Origin of the sequence: Schaalia sp. Marseille-Q2122 (assembly GCF_903645355.1) — a bacterium.
Taxonomy (GTDB): Bacteria; Actinomycetota; Actinomycetes; order Actinomycetales; family Actinomycetaceae; genus Pauljensenia.
This window is the reverse complement of record NZ_CAHJXR010000005.1, coordinates 243870-262251: the sequence shown is the minus strand read 5'-3', so window position 1 is coordinate 262251 and position 18382 is coordinate 243870. Positions and strand designations below refer to the sequence as shown.

The 18382-nt window shown below is 62.1% G+C and carries 14 protein-coding genes; 5 read left to right on the top strand and 9 right to left on the bottom strand.

What is annotated here, in order from left to right:
• Nucleotides 1-20 precede the first annotated feature (20 nt).
• From HWX48_RS07305 to HWX48_RS07290, 4 genes are all read right to left on the bottom strand, one after another.
• Nucleotides 21-1427, bottom strand: coding sequence for an MFS transporter (locus HWX48_RS07305; RefSeq protein WP_175956102.1), 1407 nt, complete (start codon nt 1425-1427; stop codon nt 21-23).
• Nucleotides 1424-2491, bottom strand: coding sequence for a 3,4-dihydroxyphenylacetate 2,3-dioxygenase (gene hpaD, locus HWX48_RS07300; RefSeq protein ID WP_175956100.1), 1068 nt, complete (start codon nt 2489-2491; stop codon nt 1424-1426). The genes HWX48_RS07305 and hpaD overlap by 4 nt, the downstream gene beginning before the upstream one ends.
• 76 nt (nt 2492-2567) lie before the next feature.
• Complete coding sequence (gene hpaE, locus HWX48_RS07295; RefSeq protein ID WP_175956098.1) at nt 2568-4100, bottom strand: 5-carboxymethyl-2-hydroxymuconate semialdehyde dehydrogenase; 1533 nt, start codon at nt 4098-4100, stop codon at nt 2568-2570.
• A 72-nt stretch (nt 4101-4172) separates the two neighbouring features.
• Nucleotides 4173-5630 carry a fumarylacetoacetate hydrolase family protein gene (locus HWX48_RS07290; RefSeq protein WP_254873009.1) on the bottom strand — a complete coding sequence of 486 codons (1458 nt, stop codon included), beginning with the start codon at nt 5628-5630 and terminating at the stop codon, nt 4173-4175.
• A 224-nt stretch (nt 5631-5854) separates the two neighbouring features.
• Here HWX48_RS07290 and HWX48_RS07285 point away from each other — a divergent pair, with 224 nt between their 5' ends.
• Complete coding sequence (locus HWX48_RS07285; protein ID WP_175956094.1) at nt 5855-7342, top strand: NAD-dependent succinate-semialdehyde dehydrogenase; 1488 nt, start codon at nt 5855-5857, stop codon at nt 7340-7342.
• 621 nt (nt 7343-7963) lie between these two features.
• Here the strand turns inward: HWX48_RS07285 and HWX48_RS07280 are convergent.
• From HWX48_RS07280 to pflB, 5 genes are all read right to left on the bottom strand, one after another.
• Nucleotides 7964-8149: a hypothetical protein gene (locus tag HWX48_RS07280; RefSeq protein ID WP_175956092.1), complete on the bottom strand. Its 186-nt coding sequence runs from the start codon at nt 8147-8149 to the stop codon at nt 7964-7966.
• 20 nt (nt 8150-8169) lie between these two features.
• Nucleotides 8170-9627, bottom strand: coding sequence for an NAD(P)/FAD-dependent oxidoreductase (locus tag HWX48_RS07275; RefSeq protein WP_175956090.1), 1458 nt, complete (start codon nt 9625-9627; stop codon nt 8170-8172).
• A 211-nt stretch (nt 9628-9838) separates the two neighbouring features.
• Nucleotides 9839-10714, bottom strand: coding sequence for a pyruvate formate-lyase-activating protein (pflA, locus tag HWX48_RS07270; RefSeq protein ID WP_175956088.1), 876 nt, complete (start codon nt 10712-10714; stop codon nt 9839-9841).
• Nucleotides 10715-10812: 98 nt separating this feature from the next.
• On the bottom strand, nt 10813-11064 hold the full coding sequence (gene grcA2, locus HWX48_RS07265) for an autonomous glycyl radical cofactor GrcA2 (protein ID WP_175956086.1): 252 nt from the start codon (nt 11062-11064) through the stop codon (nt 10813-10815).
• Between the two features lie 94 nt (nt 11065-11158).
• Nucleotides 11159-13255: a formate C-acetyltransferase gene (gene pflB, locus HWX48_RS07260; RefSeq protein ID WP_175956084.1), complete on the bottom strand. Its 2097-nt coding sequence runs from the start codon at nt 13253-13255 to the stop codon at nt 11159-11161.
• A gap of 272 nt (nt 13256-13527) precedes the next feature.
• Here pflB and HWX48_RS07255 point away from each other — a divergent pair, with 272 nt between their 5' ends.
• The 4 genes from HWX48_RS07255 (at nt 13528) to thrB (ending at nt 18216) form a co-directional block, all read left to right on the top strand.
• Nucleotides 13528-14568 (top strand): YdcF family protein, encoded by a 1041-nt coding sequence (locus tag HWX48_RS07255; protein WP_175956082.1) that lies wholly within the window; start codon nt 13528-13530, stop codon nt 14566-14568.
• A gap of 249 nt (nt 14569-14817) precedes the next feature.
• Nucleotides 14818-16125: a homoserine dehydrogenase gene (locus HWX48_RS07250; RefSeq protein WP_175956080.1), complete on the top strand. Its 1308-nt coding sequence runs from the start codon at nt 14818-14820 to the stop codon at nt 16123-16125.
• A gap of 1 nt (nt 16126) precedes the next feature.
• Entirely contained in the window at nt 16127-17239 is a 1113-nt protein-coding gene (gene thrC, locus HWX48_RS07245; RefSeq protein WP_175956078.1) for a threonine synthase, read from the top strand.
• 11 nt (nt 17240-17250) lie between these two features.
• The gene (gene thrB, locus HWX48_RS07240; RefSeq protein WP_175956077.1) at nt 17251-18216 is read left to right on the top strand and encodes a homoserine kinase; all 966 of its coding nucleotides are present in this window, start codon (nt 17251-17253) and stop codon (nt 18214-18216) included.
• Nucleotides 18217-18382: the final 166 nt, after the last annotated feature.

Sequence of the window (18382 nt, the reverse complement as noted above, 5' to 3'; positions counted from 1 at the left end):
CAGCGCTCACTAGGTGGTGGTCAGTAGCCCGCGCCTCGTTCGAAGTTCACCGGCGTGGCGTGGACTTCGGCGGCGACCTCGTCAATGCGCCTATTCGCTTCAGCGTCCGCCGAGGCCGTCAGCGGTGCGCCCGTACGGTCCTTCGTCGAGAGCATGGCGATGGTGCCGATGAGGGTCACTACGAAGATGTAGCCGGCAACCGCCAGGGAGGTCTGGAACTGAGCCTGCAGGTAGGTGGCGATCAGCGGGGCGAAGGCGCCACCGACGATTGCACCGAACGCGTTGGCTAGGCCAGCACCCGAGTAGCGGATGCGTGCGGGGAACATTTCCGAGAAGAGCGCTGCCTGGGGTCCGTAGGTGAAGCCCAAGGGAATGGTCAACACCAGCATGCCCAGGGCGATCATGCCCAGGCTTTGCGTATCGATGAGTGTGAAGAGGACAAAGATCCACACCAGCTGAATAGCAAAACCAATAAGGTAGACCGCCTTGCGTCCGATCTTGTCCGACAGCCACGCTGCCGTCAGCGTCGTGACAATCCACGAGGCCGCCGCCAGGGTGATGAGGTGGAGGATCGGCTCACGTTCCATCCCCAGGTCCTTCGTGGTGTAGGACAGGATGTAGCCGCCGGTAATCATGTACCCGGCCACACCGTTACCCGCGAAGATGAGGGTGCCCTGAAGGAGGGGCTTCCAGGAGGTGCGGAACATGTCGAGCAGCGGCAGACGGACCTGCTCCTCGCTGGCCGAGATTTCCTTCATCACCGGGGATTCGGACACGCCCATGCGGATGGCCATGCCGATGACGATGAGGAGGAAGGACAGGAGGAAGGGCACACGCCAGCCCCAGCTCATGAATTGCTCTTCAGTGGTAAGAGCGTCGGTGACAGCTAGCGCGAGGGTTGCCATGAGCATACCCAGGGGCACGCCGATCTGCGGGAAGCCACCGAAGAGGCCTCGCTTGTTCGCCGGAGCGTGCTCCACAGCCATCAGTGCTGCACCGCCCCATTCGCCACCTGCGGCAAAACCTTGGGTGACGCGCAGGACGATCAGCAGGATGGGGGCCCAGACGCCGATGGTGTCAAAGGTGGGCAGCAGACCAATGAGGAAGGTTGCCACGCCCATGAGAACCAGGGTCAGGACCAGCATGCCCTTACGGCCGATCTTGTCACCGTAGTGGCCTGCCACCGCCGCACCCAGGGGGCGGAAGAAGAAGGAGATACCGACGGTGGCGAAGGAGATGAGTCGGCCAGCGAGTTCGCCGCCACTTTGAACGAAGGGGTCAAAGTAGAGGGGGGCCAGGACGATGGCTGCCGCGTTGGCGTAGATGAAGAAGTCGTACCATTCGACGGCGGTGCCGATCAGGGTGCCGAGTGCGACCCTGCGGTCCTCGGGTTTCTTGGCGTCAAGGACGATATTTGCTGCGCTCATACTTGGCCTCCCAGCTTGAAGCCCGCTTCGGTATCGCCCTTGCGGGTGTAGGAGAAGCCGTCAGCGCCGATGGTGACGTCGATTTCCTTTGCCTCGGTGCGCTCAACGACGGGCTGGACATTACCGTCAAGGTCGAGGACGAGGGAGGCCTCGCGGTACCAGGAGGGGACAACCTGGTGGCCCCAGAAGTCGCGGCGTTGGTTGTCGTGGACGTCCCAGACGACCTCGGGGTTGTCGGGGTCACCGGTGTAGTAGTCCTGGGTGTAGATCTCGACGCGGTGGCCGTCGGGGTCACGCAGGTAGAGGTAGAAGGCGTTGGAGACGCCGTGGCGTCCGGGGCCGCGTTCGATCATGTCGGAGCGGCGCAGGCCGCCGAGCTTGTCGCAGATGTAGAGGATGTTGTGCTTTTCGTGGGTGGCGAAGGCAACGTGGTGCATGCGGGGGCCGTCGCCGCCGGTCATGGCGGTGTCGTGCACGGTGTGCTTGCGGGTCATCCACGCGGCGTAGGTGACGCCAGCGTCATCCTTGATGGATTCGGTGGTCTTGAAGCCCAGGTCGTTGAGGTAGGCGGTGCCCTTGACGACGTCTGGGTAGACCTGGTTGAAGTGGTCGAGGCGCACCAGTGCGCCAGCGCCTTGGAGCTGGTAGGCCCAGGCGAGGCGCTCGACGTGCTCGACCTCGTAGAAGAATTCGTAGGGGAAGCCCAGGGGGTCGACGACGCGCACGGCGTCGGGGATGCCCTTGGTGAAGGAGCCGCGGCGGGTGTCGCAGCCCAGTTCCTTGTAGTATGCCTCGGCCTTGTCGACGTCTTCGGGGGTGCGCACGCGGAAGGAGAAGGCGGCAACGGCGGCGACGTCGCCCTTACGCAGGACGAGGTTGTGGTGGATGAATTCTTCGAAGGAACGAAGGTAGATGGTGTTTTCGTCCTCTTCGGTGACAACCAGGCCGAGGATGTCGACGTAGAATTCACGCGACTTGGCCAGGTCAGTGACCACCAGCTCCATGTAGGCGCAGCGCAGGATATCGGGTGCGGGTGCGGTGGGGGTGGGAACAAAATCCGACATGTCAGTCTCCTTTGGCTGAATTTACGGGGGTGTGGAGTGCCGCCGGTGCGGCGTGTGGGCTGCCTGATCGTGGGGATCAGGCAGAGGGGCCGCCCAGGCCGAGGTCGTTCTCGGCGTATCCGGTGGCTCCAAAGCGGGTGGTGTGCACGTCACCGAGGGTGACGTGGATGGATTGTTGGACGGAGTAGAAGTCCAGGGAGCGGTATCCGCCTTCGTGGCCCAGGCCCGAGCCTTTCACGCCGCCGAAGGGGGTGCGAAGGTCGCGGACATTGTGGGAGTTGATCCACACCATGCCCGATTCGATGGCGTGGGCGACGTTGTGGGCACGGGCGACATTGCTTGTCCACACGTAGGCGGCCAGGCCGTATTCGACGTTGTTGGCCAGTTCGATGGCTTCTTCGTCAGTGTCGAAGGGGGTGATGGCCACGACGGGGCCGAAGATTTCTTCTTGGAAGATGCGTGCGTCGGGGGCGACGTCGGCGAAGACGGTGGCTTCGACGTAGTTGCCTTCGGGCAGGTCTGCGGGGCGTCGGCCGCCAGCGACGAGGCGGGCCTCGCTCTTGCCGATTTCAATGTATTCGCACACCTTGGCGTAGTGCTCGGGGTGGACGAGGGCGCCGATTTCGGTGTCGGGGTGGGAGGGGTCGCCGACGACGACGCGCTTGGCACGTTCGGCGTAGGCCTCGACGAAGCGGTCGTAGATGGGGCGCTCAACGAGGATGCGCGATGAGGCCGTGCAGCGTTCGCCGTTGAGGGAGAACACGCCAAAGAGGGTCGAGTCCAGGGCTGCTTCGAAGTCAGCGTCGGCGAAGATGACGGCGGGGGACTTCCCGCCGAGTTCCATCGACATGTGCTTCATATTGCGGGCGCAGTTGCCGTAGATGATCTTGCCGGTGCCGAGTTCGCCGGTGAAGGAGATGAGCTGCACGTCGGGGTGCTTGACGAGGGCGTCGCCGGCGCTTTCACCAAAGCCGTGAACGACGTTGAAGACGCCTTCGGGCACACCGGCGCGTTCCATGATTCCTGCCCAGAGTTGGGCGGAGACGGGGGTGAACTCGGCGGGCTTGAGGACGATGGTGCAGCCCGAGGCGAGCGCGGGGGCGAGCTTCCAGGATTCCTGCATGAAGGGGGTGTTCCAGGGGGTGATGAGGCCGGCCACGCCCTTGGGCTTTCGGTTGACGTAGTTGATCTGGCGGCCGGGCATCTTGAAGGCGTCGTCGACCTGGGCGACGATGAGGTCGGCGAAGAAGCGGAAGTTTTCTGCCGCGCGGTTGGCCTGGCCCTTGGCCTGGCGGATGGGCAGGCCCGAGTCGTAGGACTCGATGGCGGCGAGTTCGTCGTTGATGGCGGCGACCTCGTCGGCGATGCGGTAGAGGATCTGGGCGCGCTGTCGGGGCAGCATGCGGGGCCAGGGGCCTTCGTCGAAGGCTTTCTTGGCGGCGGCGACGGCTGCGTCGACGTCGGCCTGCTGGCCGGAGGCGCAGGTGATGTAGGGGGCGTTGGTGGTGGGTTCAATCACCTCGAAGGTTTCTCCGCCGAGGGAGTCGGCGAAGGAGCCTCCGATGTAGTGCTGAATCCGGTCGGGCAGGCCCGAGGGCTTCGTTGCCATCGTGTTTCTCCTGAAGGGTAGGGGATGGGGAGGGGAGGAGGGGTGCCACATGCCGAGCTGCGGCTGAGCGGTTTAGCGATTCGCGCACCACTCGTTGTAGCGTTCGCGCCAGGCGGCGTTCATGGGGTAGAGGCCATCAACGCTGTGGCCTTCTTCGACCATCTGTGCGATGAAGGTTTCTTCCTTTTCCTGGGTTTCGGAGGCTTCGAGGACCTCGACGACCAAGTGCGGGGGGATGACGACGGCGCCGTCATCGTCGCCGACGATAATGTCGCCGACCTGCACGGTGGCGCCGCCGCAGGTGATGGTGATGTCGGTGTCCCAGGGGACGTGGACGCGTCCGAGCACTGAGGGGTGGGGGCCTTGGGCCATGACGGGCAGGCCGACTTCGGCCACGGCAGCCCAGTCGCGTACGGCGCCGTCGGTGATGATCCCGGCGGCTCCGCGCACGCGGGCGCGTAGGGCGAGGATGTCGCCGAGGGTGCCGGCAAACTCGAAGGAGCGGGCTTCCATGACGAGGACTTCGCCTTCGTTGACGGTGTCAATGGCGCGTTTTTGTGCGTTGAAGCCGCCGCCTTTGGCTTTGAAAAGGTCGGGGCGGTGGGCGACATAGCGTAGGGTGCGGGCCGGGCCGATGATCTTCGTGCCGGGGATCATGGGGCGCACCCCGTCGATGGAGGCGTTGGCGTAGCCGCGCGAGCGCAGCTGGGAGGACAGGGTGGCAACGGCGACTGCGCTCAGGCGTTCGCGCAGGTCGTCGGTGAGGACAAATTCGGGTTCGAGTCCTGCTGCTTCACGCGAGCCCCAGGCGTCGATGCGCTGCTGCTCGCTGGCGACGGGTGCTGATCCGATGGGGGCGAGGGCGGGGGCCTCGACAACCTTGGTGGTGAGCGGGCCGGAGGTGAGTGTGGGGTCGTCCTCGGAGTAGACCTCAACGGTGACGCTCTGGCCGGGCTGGAGGACGGAGGAGCCGGCGGGGGTGCCGGTGAGGATGATATCGCCCGCTTCGAGGGTCATGACGCGGGAGAGGTCGGCGATGAAGTGGGCGAAGGAGAAGAGCAGGGTGGAGGAGGAGTCGTCTTGGACGACTTCTCCGTCGACGGTGGCGCGCACGTGGAGGGCCTCAGGGCGGATGGTGCGAGCATTGATGAGGGTGGGGCCCAGGGGGGTCATGCCGTCACCGGACTTGGAGCGGACGTTGGAGCCCTTGTCTGCGGCGCGCAGGTCAAGGATGCCCATGTCGTTGGCGGCGGTGACCCAGCCGACGTGGTTCCATGCGTCCTCGGGGGTGACATTGCGGGCGGCGGTGCCGATGACAAGGGCGATCTCGGCTTCAAAGACGAGGAGTTCGGCGTTGGAGGGGCGTTCGACGGTGCCGCCTGCGCTGAGTGAGGAGGGTGCCTTGAAGAAGTACGAGGCTTCTGTGGGGATACGTCCGCGTTGTGCGGCGCGTGAGGGGTAGGACAGGTGGACGGCGATGATCTTGCCGACCGGGAGTCCGAGGGTGTCGGTGATGATGTTGGTGTGCAATGCCTGCTCCTTAGCGGGGGCCTTGCTCCGTTGCTTGGCCCGGGTCCTTATGCGGGAACGAGTGAGGTAATGCTGCGGATCGTGAACAACATATCTGAGATCGTATCTGATCTGTGATACGATCATGCTGCATTGATGGAGTATTGTCAACAGGTAGCCTGAAATTAGTTGGCAACCCCCTCTCAAAGCCTTTTCACAATGCTGAGCTTCAAAGGAGAACTCACATGACCGACCCGCGAATCACCGACCTCCTCACCCGAATCCCCACCGACCTCTTCATCAACGGAGAATTCCGCCCGGCATCCTCTGGAGAACGCTTCGAGGTCCTCAACCCCGCCACCGGCGAACTCCTCACCACCGTCGCCTCCGCAACCCCAGAGGATGCCGCCCAGGCCCTCGAGGCAGCCGTCGCCGCGCAAGACGCCTGGCAATTCACGCCACCCCGCCAACGCGGAGAAATCCTGCGCCGCGCCTTCGAACTCATGACCACCACCTACCGCGAAGACCTCGCCCTCGTCATGACCCTCGAAATGGGCAAGCCCCTCGACCAAGCCGACGGCGAAGTCACCTACGGCGCAGAATTTCTCCGCTGGTTCGCTGAAGAAGCCGTCCGCATCCGCGGCGACTACTTCCGCGTCCCCGAAGGGCACCTCCAGGCCATCGTCGTGCGTCGCCCCGTCGGCCCCTGCCTCTTCATCACCCCCTGGAACTTCCCCCTGGCCATGGCTACCCGCAAGGCAGGCCCCGCCTTTGCCGCAGGCAATGTCGCCATCCTCAAGCCATCAAAGGAAACCCCCCTGACGGCACTGTTCTTTGCCAAGATTATGGCCGAGGCAGGTCTGCCCGCAGGCGTTCTCTCAGTCATTCCCTCCGAACAAACCCGCGCCATCACCGGCCCCCTCATCCAAGACCGCCGCCTACGCAAACTCTCCTTCACCGGATCGACAGCCGTCGGCCGCGCCCTCCTCAAAGAAGCCGCAGATCAAGTCCTGCGCACCTCCATGGAACTTGGCGGCAACGCGCCCTTCATCGTCTTCGAGGATGCCGACGTCGACTACGCCGTCGAATGCGCACTCATGACCAAGCTGCGCAATATGGGAGAAGCCTGCAACGCCGCCGACCACTTCTTCGTTCACGACTCCGTCTACGAGGCCTTCACCAAGCGTTTCGCCGAGCGCCTCAGTGAACAACGCGTGGGGGATGGCACCGAGCATGGCACCACTGTCGGCCCCCTCGTCTCCGAGCAGCAACTGTCGACCATTGCCCGACTGGTGGATAATGCCGTCGCAGGAGGCGGCAAAGTCCTCACCGGTGGGACCCGCCTGGACCGCCCCGGCTTCTTCTTCCCACCCACCCTCATCACCGACATTGGCGTTGACGCCGAAATCATGACCGAAGAAATCTTCGGCCCCATCGCCCCCGTCGTGCGCTTCAACGACGAAGAAGAACTCATCCGCGTCATCAACGCTGACTCCGTGGGCCTAGCCGGATACTTCCACACCGCCGATATCGGCCGCGTCATCCGCCTGGCAGAACGCCTTGAAATCGGCATGCTCGGCGTCAACTCGGCCACCATCTCTAACGCTGGTGCACCTTTTGGCGGCATGAAGCAATCCGGCATGGGACGCGAAGGCGGCAAGGAAGGCATCGAGGACTACCTTGAAACCGTGTACGTCGGTATTCCGGTGCCGGACTTCCTCAACGGGCGCTGAGCTCGATTGCAGGCGCTGAGCCTGTCGGCGGGCGGGCGGGTGGGGCGCGTGTCATGAGCCTGCGCTGCGCTACGGCTCATATGCCCATCCGCGCCGAACGCACCCCACCCTGCCCGCCTGCGCCCTCTCCGATGCTTCGCCCGTCTAACCTGATGAGGGATGACCCGCCCGCCTAGCTGCGCTACGGCTCATATGCCCATCCGCGCCGAACGCACCCCACCCTGCCCGCTTTGTTGTGCCTTGGGGTGAAAGCGCTACGTCTGTGTGACAGTTGTTGCACAGTGTGCGCATTGTTGTGCTGGGTGATGGTTGCGACTTTATGTGACAGGTAGAGGTGTCACACAATGCAACAAGTGTCCCGTAAACCGTCTAGGCGCTGCCCTGCATGCTCAGGAGTACCCTGCGGTCAACGGGCCGAGTATCGCCATCAGGCGTCGCGTCAAGGGCCCAGTAGTGTTTTCAACGCCCTGTCATCCTCATTAGCGCCCTGCTTCAGGAAGAACAACGACTGAGGGGGAATCCCATAATGGGATTCCCCCTCAGTCGCCGTCATAGCAGGGGCCTTCACCCGGTAGGCCTATGCGCGAATACACATGGCCTGCGCGGATCAGGAATGGCTCCTTACATGCCCAGCTTCTCGCGGATCACGATGTCCATAATGCGCAGGTTCGTGACGGCGAACTTCACCAGTTGGATGGGAACGCAACGACGAGCACGCAAAGTACCCTTCGTCGGTAGGGGAGCGCGCGCAATGCGTTCGGCCTGTTCAGGATCGAGTTCTTCGATGGTAGGTGCCTTGTCAGACATGAGAATCTCCTTTTCGCCCGTCACTCAGGAATGAAGGTCCAGCCCGGGCGAGCCTTGGCCTTGTGGATAAACATGTAGTGCAACAGGACCTTGATCCAGTGGCCGAAGAGCCCGATCTCACCGCGCGTATGATGCGTGTGGCGGCCGGTCTCGGGGTACTTCTTCCAGTCCGGAACCACCGGGTACATCACCATCGCAGCCGCAGAACCACGCAGGAAGCTCGAACCGGTCGAGGCCACGCACGCAGCACCCATATGGGTCATCGGAGCTTCACGAGCAGCCTTATCGCGACCCTTAATGCGGTCAATGATGGTGTCAGCAACCGTGCGGCCAATGGTGCCCGAAGGCTGGCCGGTACGAGGCGGAGCCGGAGCAATCAGGGTGCCGTTGACGCTCTTACGCGGGCGGGAGATTGCGTGCGGAGGCGCGAAGGCAATGCCCGCAGCAAACATATTGGGATAGGTGGGGTTCTGGTAGGTGCGTGGCCAGTCCTCAGCGCTCCAGTCCTCATAGTTGGTCTTGGAGTAGTCGGCATCAACCTTCATGAAACCGCTCGGAGCAAAGACAACATCGCTAATGTCCTCGCCAGCCTTGTTGAAGGCCTTAATGGGATGGCCAGAGAAAGGCGGAAGCAGCATAGCGAAGTCAAAGCTCAAGTCATGCTCGACACCGTCAAGAGTCTCGTAGGTCAAGCCCCCCTCGACGACCTTCTTCACGGCTGCGCCACTGATGGCCTTCACGCCGCGCTCGCGGAAGATGGATTCGGTCCACAGCTGCGAGGTGGTCATGAAGCCGTTTTGACGGAAGCGCATGCCGCCCACGCCGAAGTCTCCAAGCTCAGTCTCATTGGTCAGGTACACCAGCTCGCAGTTGTCACGAACGCCCGCTTCACGCAGCTCGAACTCGACATTGAAGGTGTATTCGAAGGCCGCGCCCTGGCAGGTGCAGGTGCCATTTCCCATGCCGACGATTAGGCGCTGCTTCTTGCCAGAGCGGGCGGCCTCGATAATCTTGGCCAGTTCCTTGGAGGCATGCTCAGCGTGTGCGGCGGTGCAGACCGACACGGAGTAGCCATTGTCAGGGCCAAGGCCGGGGGTGGCCTCGAACTTCAGCTTCGGGCCGGTGGCGTTGATGAGGTAGTCGTAGGGAATACGCTCAACCTCGCCGGCGCGCTCAGGCGACGTGTATTCGATTTCCACCATGGGGCTCTCGCTCTCGGCGGTGCCTTCAGGGTGAATGGCGATGGCGCGAGCCTGGTGGTAGATGACGCCCTTCTTGGCGTAGAGGGGAGCGAGGGGGAAGAGGACCTGTTCCTTCTTCATCTTGCCGGTGCCGACCCAGATGTTTGACGGGATCCAGTTCCACTGGGAGTTAGGGGTGACAACGACGACTTCATGGGCCTTAGAAAGTTTGCGGCGCAAATGCATGACAGCAGTGTGCCCCGCCACGCCAGCCCCGAGTACGACAACTCGTGCCATAGGAAAACCACCTCTTGTGAGTCACGGATAACAGCGCATCCTTGCGGTCTGTTCGCACACCACTATAGGCCAAAAGGGCCAAATCCAAGAATCTTTAATACGACACTTTGTAATAATGGCACGGAGTCTTGCGACAGATCAGGTGGCCTTCAAGGCCTGTCATCGTTGCACTCGCAGGTAGCGGGAAACAGGACGAAAGGCCTATTTCCAGCTAGAACACTGTCAGTCCGTGGGCACGGAAGCGTTCACGAACAGCTTCCGTATCCTCCACAGAGGGCGGGCGCGTCTCCTTGAGCTGGTAGTCCAAACCCAAGGATTCCCACTTGTCCATGCCCATCTGGTGGAATGGCAGCACCTCCACGCGGGACACGGACGACCAAGGCTTCACGATCTGGGCGACGGCCTCGAGATTCTCCACCGAATCCGTCCACCCGGGCACGAGGACGAAGCGTACCCAGATCTCTTTGCCCAATGCAGACAGGCGATCACCAAAGTCGATAGTGGGTTGCAGCTGGCGGCCAGTGAGTTCCTCATAGATGTGCGGGATACCCGCTTTCACGTCCAAAAGGACAAGGTCGATATCCTCAAGCATCTCATCGGAGCAGGCCGCGCCCAAGTATCCCGAGGTATCAATGGCCGTATGAATCCCCATCTCCTTCGCTCCACGCAAAACCTTCGCAGCGAAGGCCGGCTGCATGAGGATCTCCCCGCCCGAGAGGGTAATCCCACCGCCAGTGGCCTTAAAGACCCTACGGTAGCGTTTAATGCGTTTGAGTAGCTCAGCAGTCTCGATCGGCTGGCCGTCTTTCATTGCCATCGTGTCAGGGTTATGGCAGTACAGGCAGCGCAGGGGGCAGCCAGAGACGAACACTGTCATGCGGGTGCCTGGGCCGTCAACGGCGGTGACGAGCTCCCAGGAGTGAATGGAGCCAAGGTCCCCCTCCCGCATTTGGGTGAGACGATCACTGCGTTCAACGTCAGTCAACTCCTCGAGGCCCGCCGTGCCGGCGCCAGAGACGCGTGCAGTGGGGGCTTGGAAATCTTGGACGCCCATCACGGTGGGGGCATCCAGATGCACGAGGGACATGACCGCTCCTAAAAGGTTGGGGAGTAGAGGTGCAAATGCGGGTGGCAGGCCCTATCAGAGCCCGTCACCCGCAGCTGCACAGTGTGGTCTGATAAGGCTCAGGCCGAGTGGTGGAAGGTGCGCGAGAGAACGTCAAGCTGCTGCTCGCGGGTGAGCTTGACGAAGTTCACGGCGTAGCCCGACACGCGGACGGTGAGGTTGGGGTACTTCTCAGGGTGATCGATCGCGTCCTCAAGGGTGGCGCGGTCGAGGACGTTGATGTTGGCGTGGTAGAGGCCTGCGTTGCCGCCATTGGCCTCGCGTGCTGCCTTCATATCTGCCAGACGCTCTGCGTAGGTCTTGGTTGCCATTGTGCTCATCTCCTTGTTCGATGGGGCTGGGTGAGGAATATCAGGTGAGTGGGGCAGAAGTGGGGCAGGCCGCAGGGCATACCCCATCTCGCCCTCAGTCTTCTTCGGGAATGAAGCCAGCGTCGAGGATGCCGACCAGGTTGGACACCTGCTCTTCCTTGGTGCGGCCCAGGCCCTGGGGGGTGATGGTATTGGTCAGCGAGATGCCGTCCAATGCGTCGTTGTAGTCGAGCTTAGCGACCGAGAGCATGGATGCAACCATGCCGTGCGTATCCACGCCATTTTCAGGGTTGGCGCCGGGCGCGAAGGGGGTGCCTGCGCGGTGACCGGAGGGGAAGTTACCCGTTGCCTTGCCGTAGACGACATTGGAGGTGATGGTCAGCACCGACTGGGTCGGGATGGCATCACGGTAGAGGGGGATCGACTTGATCTTGCTCATCACCGTGTGAACGACGGTGGCGGCGATATCGTCGGCACGGTCATCGTCATTGCCGTAGGTGGGGAAGTCCCCTTCGGTGATGTAGTCGACGATCAGGCCAGTCTCGTCGCGGACCGGGGTGACCTTGGCGTACTTGATAGCGGCCAAGGAGTCGGCCACGATCGACAGGCCCGCGATACCGCAGCCCATGGTGCGGATGATGTCGGAGTCGTGCAGTGCCATTTCCATGGACTCGTAGGCGTAACGGTCGTGGCAGTAGTGGATGATATTGAGGGCTTCAACGTAGGTGCCGACCACCCAGTCGAGCATTTCTTCGTACTTGACCCACACTTCATCGAAGTCGAGGGGGCCATCGCCGGTGATCGGCTCGTAGCCTTCGACGATCTTCTTGCCCGACATTTCGTCGCGGCCACCGTTGATGGCGTAGAGCAGGGTCTTGGCGGCGTTGACTCGAGCGCCGAAGAACTGCATCTGCTTGCCGATCTTCATCGGGGACACGCAGCAGGCGATGGCTGCGTCATCGCCCCAGTGGCAGCGGATCTGATCGTCAGATTCGTACTGGATGGAGGAGGTCTCAATGGAGATAGCGGCGCAGAAGTCCTTGTAGCCTGCGGGCAGTTCCTCGTCCCAGAAGATGGTGATGTTGGGCTCAGGAGCCGGACCCAGGTTACGCAGCGTCTGGAGCAGGCGGAATGAGGTCTTAGTGACAAGGGTACGACCGTCATCACCGAAACCGGCGTCAGACCAGGTTGCCCAGTAGGGGTCGCCGGAGAAGATTTGATCGTAGTCAATGGTGCGTAGGAAACGCACGATACGCAGCTTAATGACTAGGGCGTCAATGATTTCCTGAGCGTCGCGCTCGGTGATGGTGCCATTGGCCAGGTCGCGCTCGAAGTAGATGTCGAAGAAGCCCGACAGGCGGCCAATCGACATGGCGGCGCCATCTTGGGACTTCACCGATGCGAGGTAGGCGAAGTAGGTCCACTGGACGGCTTCCTTGGCAGTCTTTGCGGGACCAGAGATGTCGTAGCCGTAGTCGGCGGCCATCTTCTTGAGCTTCTTGAGGGCCTTGATCTGTTCGGAGTGTTCTTCGCGGTAGCGGGCCCAGTGCTCGGAGAAGGGCTGGTCAGCAACGGCGTCCTTGTCGGCTTCCTTCTGGGCGATGAGGATGTCAACGCCGTAGAGGGCGACGCGGCGGTAGTCGCCAATGATGCGGCCGCGTCCGTAGGCGTCGGGCAGGCCGGTGATGATGTGCGAGGAGCGGGCGGCGCGGATGCGGGGGGTGTAGATGTCGAAGACCGCGTCATTGTGGGTCTTGCGGTACTGGGTGAAGATCTTCTTGACCTCGGGGTCGATCTCCTTGCCCGCTTCCTTGATGGCGGTTTCGACCATACGCCAGCCGCCGTTGGGCATCATGGCGCGCTTGAGGGGGGAGTCGGTCTGTAGGCCCACGCAGACGTCATCGTCTTCGGAGATGAAGCCGGGTGCGAAGGCGTCAATGTCGGCGGGGGTGTGGGTGTCGACGTCAAGGATGCGGACCTTGCGTTCTTCACGCAGGTAGTTCTCCTCGAGGGTTTGCCAGACACGCAGGGTCTTGTCGGTGGGGCCCTCTAGGAAGGCGGCGTCGCCCTCGTAGGGGGTGTAGTTGAGCTGGATGAAGTCACGGACGTCGATGGTTTCCGACCAATTTCCGGGCGTGAAACCAGCCCATGCTTCGGTAGTGTCGATCGTTGCGCTCATCTGTGTCGTCATGATCCCTCGTTTCAGCTGTTCCGGGTCCCGTGGGTGGGGCCGCCGGGGTGAGAGGCGGGTGGCCTCCGAGTGTCGCCGGTTGGGCGTATCTCTATTGTCCGCTTTTCGAGATGGCGGGCATATCTCAACAGTGGAAATGGACCTATGGCCTACCTCTCAAAGCATGGGAATTGCTAGGCCGGTCACATCCATTTTGGGTCAAAAGTCCCTACTTCTGTGGCGGTGTTCATCGATCGCTGAGAGGGGAGTTTTTTCTCCTACGATAGGCCCTTATGGAATTGCTCTCCCTGCCTCTTTTTATCCTGCTCTGCGCGGGTCTTGACGCTGCACACGATCCTCGGAAACTCCGCATCGGAGTGGCCCTGCTGAGCGTGCTTCTCATGCTCGGCGCGGGGGTTTTTGGCGGGCTGATGGGTTCCATCGCCTCCATCCCTGGCTGGGAGGATTCGGAGCTGGCTGCGTGGGTGCTCCTTTTCTTCCTCGCAATGACTCTCCTGGGCATCATTGTCCTGTCGATCATGCTCATTGCCAATGGCATCACCATGATCCGCAATGAAGGTCGAGCACTCGCCCACATGCTCTCCCTTTTCTTGGGTGTGGGCATTTTGGGTTACATCATCACCGGTTTTGGCGCGGCTGTGTTAAATCTTTTTGATGTCGTGGCTGTGCTGCTCTTCCTCACCTTCCCATTGGGGTGGGTGGGCTATGGGCTGCTGGCCTACCTGCTGTACTCCGTTGTGTACGGTGCGTGCGTGCGCTATTTCGGAGGGCCGGTGTACGCCGTCATCGTGCTGGGTGCTGGCGTACCCGAGGGCAAGGTTCGCCCGCTGCTAGCCTCGCGTATTCAGCGCGGTATGGAGTGGGTCGAGCGGGAGGATTTACGAGGCCGACGCCCCCTCTTGCTCATGTCGGGAGGGCAGGGTCCTGACGAACCTCTTTCCGAGGCCGAAGCCATGGCGAAGTGGGCGCAGGAGCGAGGAGCTGACTCGGGGCGTCTTTTCCAAGAACGCATGTCGACAACGACGGAAGAAAACCTGGCGTACTCGGCGAAGCTTTTATCCGCTTACGGACCGTTGGGTCGATGCGCGGTGGTCACCAGTTCCTATCACGCCTTCCGGGCAGCACTGCTCATGCGCACAGTGGGCGTGCGCGGCTACGCCCTGGGAGCACCAACCGCCCGCTACTACATGCCCAGCGCGCTATTGCGCGAATATGTCGCGATTTTACGCGATCATAAGTGGCTGAACATCAGCGTTTTGGGGCTGATGCTGATGCCGCTGATTATGCTGCTCCTGAATGCACTGTCACTGTGAACGTGCCGAGTCTATGCGCGCGATCTTGACTGTCCTTCAGAGGGGTGAAGCGTGCTGTGCCTCGGCGCTGGGGTGTAGGGGAGTGGGCATGAAGATCGCTGCCACGTTGTGGACGCAAAGGGCGTGCTCGGGCGAAGGTTGCATAGACTCCCTGCTATTGGCCGGGATACTCCCAGATCGAGTCCGCGTTCCGTTATGGTCAAGGCTGCAGCGACCTGGGAGACGTTTTCATCATGGACAGGAGAATCTATGTCCGAGCATTTGCCGCTCGTTTCAGTTGGCGTCCTTGGCGCTGGCACCGTGGGCTCGCAGGTCATTCGGCTCATTGGTGAGCATGCCAGTGACCTCAGCGCCCGCTCAGGAGCCCGCATTCAGGTCACCTCCGTCCTCGTGCGTTCCCTTGACGCTCAGCGTGACGTGGAGATTGACCCGTCGCTGCTGACAACCGATCCCAATGAGGCGATTAACGGCAAAGACCTGGTCATTGAACTCATTGGCGGCATTGAACCCGCCCGCACCTTCGTCATGCAGGCCTTGACCCAGGGTGTGACCGTCGTCACCGGCAATAAGGCCCTCCTCGCCGCCCACGGTCCCGAGTTGTACGAGGCTGCCGCTGCCAATGGTGCAGACCTCTACTACGAGGCCGCCGTCGCCGGCGCAGTCCCGGTAGTCTATGGCCTGCGTGAATCCCTCATTGGTGACAAGATGATGCGCGTTCAGGGCATTGTCAACGGCACGACGAACTTCATTCTTGACTCTATGGCCTCAAAGGGGATGTCCTATGCGGATGCCCTCGCCCAGGCGCAGGCGCTGGGATTTGCTGAAGCCGATCCGACTGCCGATGTTGAGGGTCTGGATGCCGCCGCAAAGTGTGCCATCCTGGCTTCCCTGGCCTTCCACACCCGTGTAAGCATTGATGACGTCAAGGTTGAAGGCATTACCTCCCTCTCTGCCGAGGACATGGCTGAGGCCGCCGAGTCAGGCCACACCATTAAGCTCCTGGCTATTGCTGAGCGCCGCGTGGATGATGAGGGCGCCGAGGGTGTCTCCGTGCGTGTCCACCCCGCCCTCGTCCCCAATTCTCACCCCCTGGCCGCTGTTGATGGTGCCTTCAATGCCATCGTCATTGAAGGCCAGTCCGCCGGCCGGCTGATGTTCTACGGGCAGGGTGCAGGCGGTGCCCCGACGGCCTCAGCGGTCCTGTCCGACGTTGTCGCTGCCGCTCATCACCGTGCCTACGGCGGGCATGCACCTCGTGAATCGGTCTACGCCGACTTGCCGATCCTCGATCATGGCACGGTCTGCACCCGTTACCGCGTACGCTTGCATGTGGCTGATACTCTGGGCGTCCTTGCTGAGGTTGCTGGAATCTTCGCAGCCCACGGCGTGTCTTTGGATTCGGTGAATCAGCGTCCAAGCGCTGGGGAGGGCGAAGCCGTCCTCACCGTCACCACCCACGAAGCCTCCGAGGCAGATATGGCTGCCGTCATTGAGGCTTTGACCCAGGCTTCGGCCGTCCGTGAAATCGCTTCAACCATCCGCATGGAAGGGGAATGAAATGGCCCATCAATGGCGTGGCCTCCTCAACGAATACGCTGACCGTCTTCCCCTTGTCGAGGGAGACCCCGTTGTCACCCTGCGTGAAGGTGGTACCCCGCTGGTGTACGCTCGCGCCGTCTCCGAGCGTGTCGGCGCAGAGGTGTGGATCAAGGTCGAGGGCGCAAACCCCACCGGCTCCTTTAAGGATCGCGGCATGACGATGGCCGTATCCAAGATTGCGGCCACCGACACCGAAATGATCGCCTGCGCCTCCACCGGTAACACTTCAGCCTCAGCCGCCGCCTACGCTGTTGCTGCTGGCCTGCGTTCGGTGGTGGTCTTGCCTGCGGGCAAGATCGCCGCTGGCAAGATCGCTCAGGCGGTCATGCATGGCGCTCAGCTTATCCAGGTGGATGGCAACTTTGATGATTCTTTGCGTATTGTGCGCGCCCTGACCGAGGCCTACCCCGTGGCCCTGGTGAACTCCGTGAACCCCTACCGCCTGCAGGGCCAGAAGACTGCTGCCTTCGAGATCGTGGATGCCCTGGGTGACGCCCCCGATATTCACGTCCTGCCCGTGGGGAACGCGGGCAATATCTCGGCCTACTGGATGGGCTTTAACGAGTACGCCGGGCGTGCTGTTGCCTCGACAATGGAGGACTCCTTCCAGCGCCTTGAGCCTGTCGCGACGAAGGTGCCAAAGATGTGGGGCGTGCAGGCTGCAGGCGCTGCGCCTTTCGTGGCCGGTGCTCCCATTACCAACCCCGAGACGCTGGCCACCGCTATCCGCATTGGCGCGCCTGCCTCGTGGGACTACGCTGTGGCGGCCCGCGATGACTCTGCAGGTCAGATCACTTCGGTCACCGACGAACAGATTCTCCAGGCCCAGCAGATTCTCGCTGCGGAGGTGGGGATCTTTGTCGAGCCCGCTTCGGCTGCCTCCGTTGCTGGGCTGCTTCAGGCTGCTGACGCCCATCAGGTGCCTGAGGGTGCGCGCATCGTGTGCACGGTGACGGGCAATGGCCTTAAGGACACGAAGACCGCTTTGGCTGGCCTTGGTGCCGGCGACGATGTGGAAACTGAGGTCGTTCGCGCCGACGTTGACGCTGTCGCCGCCGTGTTGGGCTTCTGAGGGTATGCGCCATGCGCCTGCGTGATGATTTCGTTGCGGTGAAGGTACCTGCTACCTCGGCCAATCTTGGACCGGGATTCGACAGCCTGGGCCTTGCCCTCAATCTTTTTGATGAGATTGCCGTTCATGCTGTGACCGGCGCGACCTCGGTGGTCATTGAGGGCGAGGGGGCAGGCAGTGTCGATACGGGGGAGAATAACCTCGTTGTGAGGGCCTTGCGTATTGGACTCGATCACGTTGGCGCACCCCAGGTGGGGATCCGCATGCATTGCACGAATCGGATCCCCCATGGGCGCGGTCTTGGTTCCTCAGCGGCGGCGATTGTTGCGGGTTTGACGCTGGCTCGCGCCCTCGTGGGCGATCCTGAGGTGCTTGCCGCCGGTGACTTGCTGCAGCTGAGCACGGATATGGAGGGGCACCCCGATAACGTGGCTCCCGCGATCTTGGGTGGGGCCACCGTCGCGTGGATGGATCATGGCGTGGCTGGCGCATTGTCGGTGACGCCGCCGGAGGGGATCGCCCCCGTTGCCTTTATCCCGGCCTTTGAGTTGTCGACCTCGAAGGCACGCGCGGCTTTGCCCGCGCAGGTGCCCCACTCGGATGCGGCGGCAAATGCGGGTAGGGCGGCGCTTTTGGCGGCGGTGTTGGCCGGGGGGCAGTCACGCTACGTGCGTGGCGAGGCCGACGCTGGCAGTGGGGGAGTCCATGAGCTGCTGATGGCCGGTACGGAGGATCGTCTGCATCAGGAGTATCGTCGCGGTGCTATGGAGCCTTCTCTCGCGCTGGTGGATTGGTTGCGTGAGGCTGGTTTTGCTGCGGTCATTTCGGGGGCCGGGCCGACGGTATTGAGCCTGGAGCCGGTACCCTCGGATGTGCGCGAGCAGGCTCGCGCTGCCGGTTGGACGGTGATGAATGTGCCCGTGTCGCAGGCGGGGGTGTCGGTGACACGGGGGCGTTTGTCGAAGGAGCCGATCTGAGGGACGAGGGCGAGAGCGCCTCGTGTGTGCGATAAACGGCACATTCTGGGGGGGACGAAGTGTGCCCAGAGGCGAAAAATCTTGCTATGCTTGGGGTGTTGGACATGTTTCCAGCCTCAGGTGTGCCCTGAGTTTTCGTCATCAAACGACGTTGCTCTTCTCGCAG